This window comes from Capnocytophaga sp. oral taxon 380 str. F0488 (genome assembly GCF_000318255.2).
GTDB classification, from domain to species: Bacteria; Bacteroidota; Bacteroidia; order Flavobacteriales; family Flavobacteriaceae; genus Capnocytophaga; species Capnocytophaga ochracea.
In genome coordinates, this window is sequence record NZ_KB291184.1 from 1 (window position 1) to 9,808 (window position 9,808).

The following is a 9,808-nucleotide window of genomic DNA, read 5'->3' on the forward strand; positions in this document are numbered from 1 at the left end:
GAAGAGCAATTCTGATAAAGAATTGCTCTTTTTTATTATGAATTTATTATGAATTGAACAAATAGAGAAGATAATAAGTAAAAACTCCCCTAAAGCACAATGCTTTGGAGGAGTTTTTTTGTATTTATATATTTTCTTAGCTAACTAACTATTCTCTGTTTTAATACAAGTTCATTTTCAAAGAAAGAAAGTAACTTATTTATTACTTCTTTTTGACGTTCTTCAATATCTTCTTTTATCCAATCGGATTTAGGGTATTTTGAGAGTTTCTGAACAATACTTATTTCGGATTCGGCATATTTGAGCTTTTTCTGAGCAAAGTATTGATTCCCTGCTTGTATATTAAGTTTCTTTTCGAAAATAGTTTTATTGCCTAATTTATCTAAGTATAATTGAGCTTCTTCTTTTTCCCATCCATTGTAATTAGTGTTCTGCCATTTCTTAGGAAAAATATGTTCTATATCAAAAATATTACTAATTAGTTTTGTTTGATTTTCATCTAAATACGCATAAAGTAATAAAAGAGCTCTTGTCATTCTTGTGGAAGAAGCAATATTTTCAATACGTTCTCTTAAAGAATCTTTATTTAACTCAACATTATATTTTAGCTTGTTTTCAGTGTGCAATGCTATACAAGAATCAAAAATATCATCTCGAATGACATTTACTGATGGAGCATATATAAATTTGACAAATAAGAAAGCTGTAAGTTCTTTAAGTATAGAATTAAATTTTTCATCAAAATTAAGTGTCTTTCTATTTTGAATAAAAAATACGCTTACCGGAAATTTCCAAAACTCATTAGGGTAGTAGTTTAAACATTGGATATATTTTCGTGTATCATCAGATATGCTATAAGGGTATTGGTCAATAGCTTTGTTAGTATTTAGATATCTCCAAAAGATAGCAAGATCTATAATGTCTGCCAATAAGTTAGGGCTTCTGAGTTTTTCGTACTTATTTTCAGCATAAAACTTTCTCAATCCTATTTCTCTTGATTTGTCTTTTTTTTCTGCTCTAAGAATGTGAGTATAGTATTTGAAGACATCATCAATAGTAAAATTTCCTTCTTCACATATTTTTGTTAATTCTTTCCACTGGTCAGTAAATTCTTTTTTAGCCTCACCTTCATAACTTCTATATAATTGCGCTTTAAAAATATCAGAATCAGCAAGGGGCATTCCTCTATCATTCAAAGTGGAAAATATAGTAAGAGCTGTATCTTGTGTATCACATTCTATTGGGAGAATTACACATTGTTCAAGAATTGTTACACAGAAGTCATTCCAATGCAAAGGATTAGTTTCGGCATATTTATTACATTGCTCAAGAAAGAAAGCATAATTAATGGAATAATTGTCTTGATTATTTTGATCAATTTCTCCTTTTTCCAAGATTTTGTGAAAGGTGTTATTATCTTCATCTGTAGCAACTTCAGAATGAATATGAATTTTAGTTTTATCTTCCACTTGTTGTGATATTCTACTTACTTCCCAAATACAAGGTGCTATTTGATTTTTAAGTCCTGTTACGTTAGAATCTTCATTCATCATTTCAAGTTTTTTATAAAAAGCTCGTAATAATAACATAAAAGAAGTGATACGTTGTTGTCCGTCTATTATTTCAGGATTCTTGTCTTTGTTTGTATAAGAAACAATAGTTCCTAAGAAATAGTCTGAATGATTTTTAGCTTCAGTTAGGAAGAAGTGCTCAATGTCTTCCCATAATGTTCTACATTTATCAATATCCCATTTGTAAGGACGTTGATAATCTGGGATGATAATTTTTTTGTTTTTTAATTCTGAAAAAAGCTCTTTAATACTTTTTTTACTTACAATAAGATCTGCCATTTTAATATGTTTTTATGAGTTTCTGCCAGCAAATATACAAAATAAAATGATATGTGCGTCCTTTTGCCTTGTTTTTTTATTTCGGAAGCAAAAATATAATAATAGGACGCAACAACTTGTCGTTTTGAAAAAACTTTATATTTTTGTTGAAAAAATATTGAAAATGAGTTTATCGAAAATGTTTTCAAGGCATCGTTTTATTGTTGAACGATTGCGTATCAAACCCTGTACTAGTGAAGAATTAGAGAATGCTTGGGAGAGAAGTATAGAGAATACAGAGGGGCAACCTCTTGCTAAACGTACTTTGCAACGTGATATTCAAATTATTAAAGAAGTTTATCATATAAAATTATTAAGTTTAACAAATTTCTTAAAGCATACGAAATCACAGAAGATAATGACCCCTATACCCAAAACCTCTTCGAGGCATTTGATGTGTTCAGAGCTTTGCAAAATTACGTTAATCTTTCTAAAGTTATTCAGTTTGATAGGCGATTGCCTGCGGGGACGGAGTATCTCTCACCCTTGCTTAGGGCTATTGAAGAACATCGTCAGCTAAAGTTGCACTATTATAAGTTTTGGGATAAAAAACAACAACCCCAAGTGCGTACGATAGAGCCTTATTTGCTAAAAGAGGCGCAAAGACGTTGGTATGTGTTGGCGTGGGATGTGGAGAAGAAAGCGCTACGGGTGTTTGGCTTGGATAGGATTACCCATTTAGATGATAGCAAAGATATTAAATATCAGCACACTGTACCTGAGGGTGTGGAGTGTTTTTTCGACGATAGTTTTGGGGCGTGGGTAGATAGTGAGCACACACAAGCAGAAGAGGTGGTGCTTGCCTTTAAAAAATTGTCCAATGATTCAGTTTTTATGCCTAATCCGGCGGAATATCTCAAAGCGATGCCTCTGCATCCTTCGCAAGAGGTAGTGAGAGAAACTGACAATGAAATTGTACTCAAACTGCGCTTAAAAATTACACCAGACTTTGTTAGGGAGATACAATCGTATGGTGATAGAGTGAAAGTACTATCGGATAATGTGTTAATTTGCAAAAAATAGCGTGAGTTCGATGTAAAAGATGTTAGTGAATGCTTGGAGGTAGGTATGTGAGAGATTATGTCTCAGAATGTCGTAGCACGATAGGCAATGCGAGGTACACGGGTAGGTGATAATTAGCAAAAGGTGAGAAGAATTGGCAGGAGAATCTTGTACGATTGTTATGGAAAAGGTGTATAAGTAGTTAAGAGTTAAAAGTTTTTTGAATGGACAATGAATAGTAAAAAAATGTAGAGTAGGAGAGGTATTTGGAATTTAGGGTTTATTCGAAGGAAAGACGAACAATGAACGAAGGAAAGACGAACGATGAACTAAGAAAAGACGAACTCAAGACGAATTTAAAGTGAAGCTAAGGAGAAGGAAAGAAGATATAATGATGAATTTTTTGACAAGGTAAGAAGGAAGATGTAAGTGGAATGCTTCCGTTGATGAGGAGAAAACAGCGTATTAACAAATCTGAGAGAGAAACTCAGGAGGGCTTGGAGAGTAATAAAAAAAGATATTTTATGAGAGTAGTTATTCAGCGTGTAACTCACGCATCGGTGGATATAGATAAGCAAACAGTAGCTTCTATCAATAAAGGTTTATTAGTATTGGTAGGTATAGAAGATAGCGATACCAATGAGGATATAGCGTGGTTATCGGCTAAAATGGTGAATTTACGCGTTTTTGACGATGAAAATGGGGTGATGAATCTTTCGGTAAAAGATGTAGGAGGAGAAGTGCTTATCGTGTCGCAATTCACTTTGCACGCCTCTACTAAAAAAGGTAATCGCCCCAGCTATATAAAGGCAGCTCGTCCAGAAGTTGCAATTCCTATCTATGAGACGTTTATAAAGCAAGTGGAAAGTTTGTTAGGAAAGCGAGTGCCCACAGGACAGTTTGGGGCGATGATGCAAGTAGCCTTGTGTAATGACGGTCCTGTAACTATTCTTATAGATACAAAAAATAAGGAATAAAAAAGAACCCTATCACTAATATAATGATAGGGCTCCTTTAAATGTTTTCACAACGGAATCATCCTTATTGTGAATTGCTTTCAAATTGTGCGACAAAAGTAGGTATAATATTTTTAATGTGCAAATATTTCTTAATTTATTTTTTACTTTTAACTTTTTTTCGTTATCTTTGCCTCACCAAATTACAAAACAATGAAAAATATACTTGGATTAGATTTGGGCACCACTTCAATAGGTTTTGCTCATATTGTAGAAGATGAAAACAAAGAAAAATCAGAGATTAAGGAATTAGGAGTGCGTATTGTGTCTTTAACCACAGATGAACAATCCGACTTTGAAAAAGGAAAATCAATAACTACTAATGCTAATAGAACTCTTAAGCACGGAGCAAGACTAAATCTTGATCGCTATCAACAAAGACGAAAATATCTCATAGATTTATTGCATAAAGCAAACCTAATTACTCCCTCCTCTATCTTAGCTGAAAATGGCAAAAATACCACACATTCTACTTGGCAATTGAGAGCTAAAGCTGTTACCGAACGTATCGAGAAAGAAGAGTTTGCTAGGATACTACTGGCTATTAATAAAAAACGAGGTTATAAAAGCAGTAGAAAAGCAAAAACTGAAGACGAAGGACAAGCAATAGATGGAATGGCTATAGCAAAGCGCCTCTATGATGAAAACTTAACTCCAGGACAGTTATCGCTACAATTACTTCAACAAAACAAAAAACTCCTCCCAGACTTTTATCGTTCAGATTTACAAAAAGAATTTGACCTCGTTTGGAATTTTCAAAAACAGTTTTACCCTGATATCCTAACAGATATTTTTTATAAAGAATTGCAAGGGAAAGGTAAGGATGCTACTTCAAAAGCTTTTTCTAAAAGATATCATTTTGACACAGCTGAAAATAAGGGATCAAAAGAATCTGTTCGTTTGCAAGCTTATCAGTGGCGTGCGGAGGCTGTATCTAAACAACTTTCAAAAGAAGAAGTAGCTTATGTCTTAACCGAAATCAATAATAATTTGAACAATGCAAGTGGCTATTTAGGCGCTATTTCCGATAGAAGTAAAGAACTCTATTTCAATCGTCAAACAGTAGGGCAATACTTGTATGCACAGCTTCAGGAAAATAGACATAATAGCCTTAAAAATAAAGTGTTTTACCGTCAGGATTACTTAGATGAGTTTGAACGCATTTGGGAAACTCAAGCTTTATTTCACAAAGAATTAACTGATGAACTTAAAAAGCAAATCCGTGATGTGGTAATTTTTTATCAACGTAAACCTAAATCTCAAAAAGGATTGATATCATTTTGTGAGTTTGAGAGCAAAGAAATTGAGATAGAAAAAGACGGAAAAACTATAACTAAAAACATTGGAGCTCGTGTTGTCCCTAAATCCTCTCCTTTGTTTCAAGAATTTAAGATTTGGCAAATACTCAATAATGTTATCTGCAAAAGAAAAGGTATTAGGAAAAAGAAAATCTCTGCTAAGACTACTCAGTTAGATTTGCTCAATGAATCTTCTCAAACGATTTTTAGTTTGGATATGGAATGCAAGCAACTCCTTTTTGACGAACTGAACCTAAAAGGAGACTTGAAATCGGATAAAGTACTGAAATTATTAGGCTATTCTCCTCAAGAATGGGAAATCAACTACAATCAATTAGAAGGAAATCGCACTCAAAAAGCACTCTATGAAGCCTATTTGAAGATTGTTGAAATGGAAGCTCACGATGTGAAAGATATTTTACAAATAAAATCTACAAAAGACGATTGGTCTTTAGACGAATCTCCTCTTTCAGCTTCCGAAATCAGAGAAAGTGTAAAAGCTATCTTCCAAGCATTAGGAATATGTACTAAAATCCTTTATTTTGACCCTCTTTTGCCTGTAAAAGACTTTGAAGAGCAGGATTCCTATCAGTTGTGGCATTTGCTTTATTCCTATGAAAGTGATGATTCTACCTCTGGTAACGAAACTCTTTACCGAATCTTAGAAAAGAAATACGCTTTTAAGAGAGAACACGCTAGAATACTCGCCAATGTAGCCTTGCAAGATGACTACGGTAGCCTATCTACTAAAGCTATCCGCAAGATATACCCTAATATAAAAGAAAATCAGTATAGCACAGCTTGTGAAATGGCAGGTTATAAGCACTCTAAACTATCTTTAACCACAGAAGAATTAGAGGCTCGTGAACTGAAAAATATTATTCCACTACTTAAAAAGAACGCTTTGAGAAATCCTGTAGTTGAGAAGATTCTCAATCAGATGATCAATGTAGTGAACGCTTTGATTGAGAAAAACAGTGAACGAGATGCTGAAGGGAAAATTACAAAATACTTCCATTTCGATGAAATTCGCATTGAATTAGCTCGTGAGTTAAAGAAAAATGCGCAAAAGAGGTATGAAATGACCCAAAATATAAACAAAGCTAAATCAGAACATCAAAAAATTAGCGAAATACTTCAGAAAGAATTTGGCATCAAGAATCCTACTAAATCCGATATCATCCGTTATCGTTTGTATAAAGAATTGGAACACAATGGCTATAAAGAACTATATACAAATACCTATATAGCTCCAGATGTATTGTTTAGCAAGAATATAGATATAGAGCACATTGTTCCTAAGGCAAGAGTGTTCGACGATAGTTTTTCTAACAAAACATTAGCTTTCAAAGATTTTAATATCAAAAAAGGAGAATCTACAGCTTTTGATTATATCACTTCCTTAAAAAATGAAGAAAAACTTAATCAATACCTTGCTAGAGTGGAAAATGCTTATAAAACAAAAAACATTTCTCCTGCTAAATACAAGAATTTACTCAAAAAAGCCTCTGAAATAGGTGATGGCTTTATCAATAGAGATCTGAGAGATACTCAGTATATAGCCAAAAAAGCTAAAGAAATACTTTTCCAAGTAACTAAAAATGTGCTTTCTACCTCAGGAAGTATCACCGATAGATTGCGCGAAGACTGGAGTTTGGTGGATGTGATGAAAGAGCTAAATATGCCTAAATATCAGTCGTTAGGACTTACTGAAGTAGAGGAACGCAAAGATGGCAACAAAGTAACTGTGATTAAGGATTGGACAAAACGCAACGACCATCGTCACCACGCAATGGATGCCCTTACAGTGGCTTTTACCAAACCTTCATACATACAGTACCTCAATCATCTCAACGCTCGAAAAGACGAGAACAACAAAAATTATTCGGTTATTTTAGCTATCGAGAAAAAAGAAACAATTAAAGTTCCAACTAATAATGGTAAGAATAAGAGAGTTTTTATAGAACCTATACCTAACTTTAGACAAGTAGCAAAAAAACACCTCGAAGAAATATTCATTTCGCACAAAGCAAAAAATAAAGTAGTTACCAAAAACACAAATAAACCTGCTGGCACTAATAAACAACAAATTACACTCACTCCAAGAGGTCAGCTACACAAAGAAACTATATATGGCAAATACCAATATTATGTCAATAAAGAAGAAAAAGTAGGTGTAAAGTTTGATAAAGAAACTATCGCAAAAGTCTCTAATCCTCTTTATCGCGAAGCATTGCTAAAAAGATTGCAAGCTAATGACAACGACCCTAAAAAAGCCTTTACAGGTAAGAACGCACTATCTAAAAACCCTATTTATTTAGATGAAGCAAAAACTAAAACTTTGCCAGAAAAAGTAAATCTCACCTACTTGGAAGAAGATTTTTCTGTAAGAAAAAAAATAGTACCTAAAAATCCTACTTCCAAAGAATTTGTTCCTAATCTAAAATCTATTGAAAAAGTTGTAGATGAAGGTGTGAGAAATATCCTTATAGAAAGGCTTCGAGTATATAATAATGATCCAGAAAAAGCCTTTGTAGACTTAGAAAAGAATCCTATTTGGCTCAATAAAGAAAAAGGAATTGCGATTAAACGCGTTACTATAAGTGGCGTGAACAACGCTCAACCTTTGCACATAGGGAAAGACCATTTAGGAAAAACTACTTTAAATAAAGAAGGGAAAGAAATTCCTGTAGATTATGTAAGTACAGGCAATAACCACCACGTGGCTATTTATAGGGATAAAGAAGGTAATTTGCAGGAACAAATTGTCTCTTTCTTTGAAGCGGTAGTACGAACTCAGCAAGGACTTCCTATTATTGATAAAACCTATAAACAAGAAGAAGGTTGGCAATTTCTGTTTACGATGAAACAGAATGAAATGTTTGTATTTCCTAACGAAGCAACAGGTTTTAATCCTGCCGAAATAGATTTGTTAGATCCTAAGAACAAAAAACAGATAAGTCCTAACTTGTTTAGAGTACAAAAAATAGCTACTAAAGATTATTTCTTTAGACATCACCTAGAAACTAATGTAGAGACAGATAATGTTCTAAAAAATACAACTTGGAAAAGAGAAGGCTTGTCAGGGTTAAAAGATATCGTAAAAGTCCGTATTAATCACTTAGGCGATATTGTAAGCATAGGCGAATATTAAAACCCCTTTTTAAAAACCAATAAAACACTCTTTAAACTATGTTATACCGTTCTATTTACATAGGCAATCCTGCTCATTTGAAGTTATATGAGTCATTAAGTTGTTATCAATCGCAAAACTACAAAATTTGAAAGCAATTCACAACAGGTTTTACGCTGTATAAAAGTAACCTTTCGTTGTTATCAATCACAAAACTACAAAATTTGAAAGCAATTCACAACACAAATAAATAAGTTAAAAACTTATTTAAAACAAATATTCGGTAGTTTTATAAATATGGGGCATTCCTTTTATTTAAAGACCTGTATAGTTTTGGGCTTCTAATAATTTTTCTGTAGTTGCAGGGTCTAAAGCTAAAGATTTTACATCTACACTATCCCTCATTTTTGAATGCAATACATATAATGAAGTTTCCTTAACATAGTCTTTTATAGATATTTTATCCATACTATATGACATACGTGTAATAGAAGAAATTCCTACAGGTATTTCACACATATCATAGCCTGTATCATCTTTAGGAGTGAAATATATGTATTCTGGCATATTATATTCTCCTCTTTGGAGAAAAAATTTACTTTTAGACATCTCCTCTGCTTCTTTTATAAGCTTTTTAATTTTACTCATTTCTGTTTTAAATTCATTCCTAGAACTCATTAAGTATTCCCAATTGCCAAACGTATTTCTCATTAACTCATCAATTGAGTCATACTCATTTTTTGAGTAATAGTCTTTGTTATTAGGAAAATCATAATAGTAAGCGTTAAACAACTTTACCATTTTATTCTCTGAAAAACTTTCTTTTTTTTCAGAAGAATTGATTTTAGTACTATTTGTACTATTTGAGCAAGCAACTGATAAGAAAACAATCATTGCTATAATACCGGTTATTTTAATTAGATTTTTCATAAGATATATAAATTAAATTTTCGGCAAAGATAGTATAAAATTAAATACAAACAGTTGTTATCAATCGCAAAACTACAAAATTTGAAAGCAATTCACAACCTCACGCCCTTGCAGGTTAAAGTGTACTTTGTTGTTATCAATCGCAAAACTACAAAATTTGAAAGCAATTCACAACGAATTAGCTCGACAACAAGCCAGTTTCAACGTTGTTATCAATCACAAAACTACAAAATTTGAAAGCAATTCACAACGACTTATTAACGCTGGTTATGAATGGGCTAGTTGTCATCAATCGCAAAACTACAAAATTTGAAAGCAATTCACAACACCAACAAGTACTCTAAGCACCAAGCAATAGTTGTTATCAATCGCAAAACTACAAAATTTGAAAGCAATTCACAACATCGGTCTGCCGTGCCGAATTTTTGCAATTGTTGTTATCAATCGCAAAACTACAAAATTTGAAAGCAATTCACAACTACAACTTTTTTGCGTATTTTTTTTATATTGTTGTTATCAATCGCAAAACTACAAAATTTG

4 protein-coding genes and 1 pseudogene are annotated in these 9,808 nt (G+C 32.8%); 3 read left to right on the forward strand and 2 right to left on the reverse strand.

All coding sequences use genetic code 11. From position 1 onward, the window contains the following. Positions 1 to 140: 140 nt before the first annotated feature. Positions 141 to 1,850 carry a DUF262 domain-containing protein gene (locus HMPREF9078_RS02675; RefSeq protein ID WP_009419194.1) on the reverse strand — a complete coding sequence of 570 codons (1,710 nt, stop codon included), beginning with the start codon at positions 1,848 to 1,850 and terminating at the stop codon, positions 141 to 143. A gap of 163 nt (positions 1,851 to 2,013) precedes the next feature. Between HMPREF9078_RS02675 and HMPREF9078_RS11495 the strand changes: the two are divergent. From HMPREF9078_RS11495 to cas9, 3 genes and pseudogenes are all read left to right on the forward strand, one after another. Further along, positions 2,014 to 2,912 (forward strand): annotated as a pseudogene (locus tag HMPREF9078_RS11495) (helix-turn-helix transcriptional regulator). A 503-nt stretch (positions 2,913 to 3,415) separates the two neighbouring features. Further along, positions 3,416 to 3,868 (forward strand): D-aminoacyl-tRNA deacylase, encoded by a 453-nt coding sequence (dtd, locus tag HMPREF9078_RS02690; protein ID WP_034542650.1) that lies wholly within the window; start codon positions 3,416 to 3,418, stop codon positions 3,866 to 3,868. 192 nt (positions 3,869 to 4,060) lie between these two features. Then, entirely contained in the window at positions 4,061 to 8,359 is a 4,299-nt protein-coding gene (cas9, locus tag HMPREF9078_RS02695) for a type II CRISPR RNA-guided endonuclease Cas9 (RefSeq protein WP_009419198.1), read from the forward strand. Between the two features lie 294 nt (positions 8,360 to 8,653). On the opposite strand, the gene HMPREF9078_RS02700 is transcribed toward cas9, so the two are convergent. After that, positions 8,654 to 9,268 carry a hypothetical protein gene (locus tag HMPREF9078_RS02700; protein WP_009419199.1) on the reverse strand — a complete coding sequence of 205 codons (615 nt, stop codon included), beginning with the start codon at positions 9,266 to 9,268 and terminating at the stop codon, positions 8,654 to 8,656. Positions 9,269 to 9,808 lie beyond the last annotated feature (540 nt).

Excerpts from the sequence above, each read along its gene's own strand:
- HMPREF9078_RS02675 (WP_009419194.1), bottom strand. The coding sequence starts at position 1,850 with ATGGCAGATCTTATTGTAAGTAAAAAAAGTATTAAAGAGCTTTTTTCA.
- dtd (WP_034542650.1), top strand. The coding sequence starts at position 3,416 with ATGAGAGTAGTTATTCAGCGTGTAACTCACGCATCGGTGGATATAGAT.
- cas9 (WP_009419198.1), top strand. The coding sequence starts at position 4,061 with ATGAAAAATATACTTGGATTAGATTTGGGCACCACTTCAATAGGTTTT.
- HMPREF9078_RS02700 (WP_009419199.1), bottom strand. The coding sequence starts at position 9,268 with ATGAAAAATCTAATTAAAATAACCGGTATTATAGCAATGATTGTTTTC.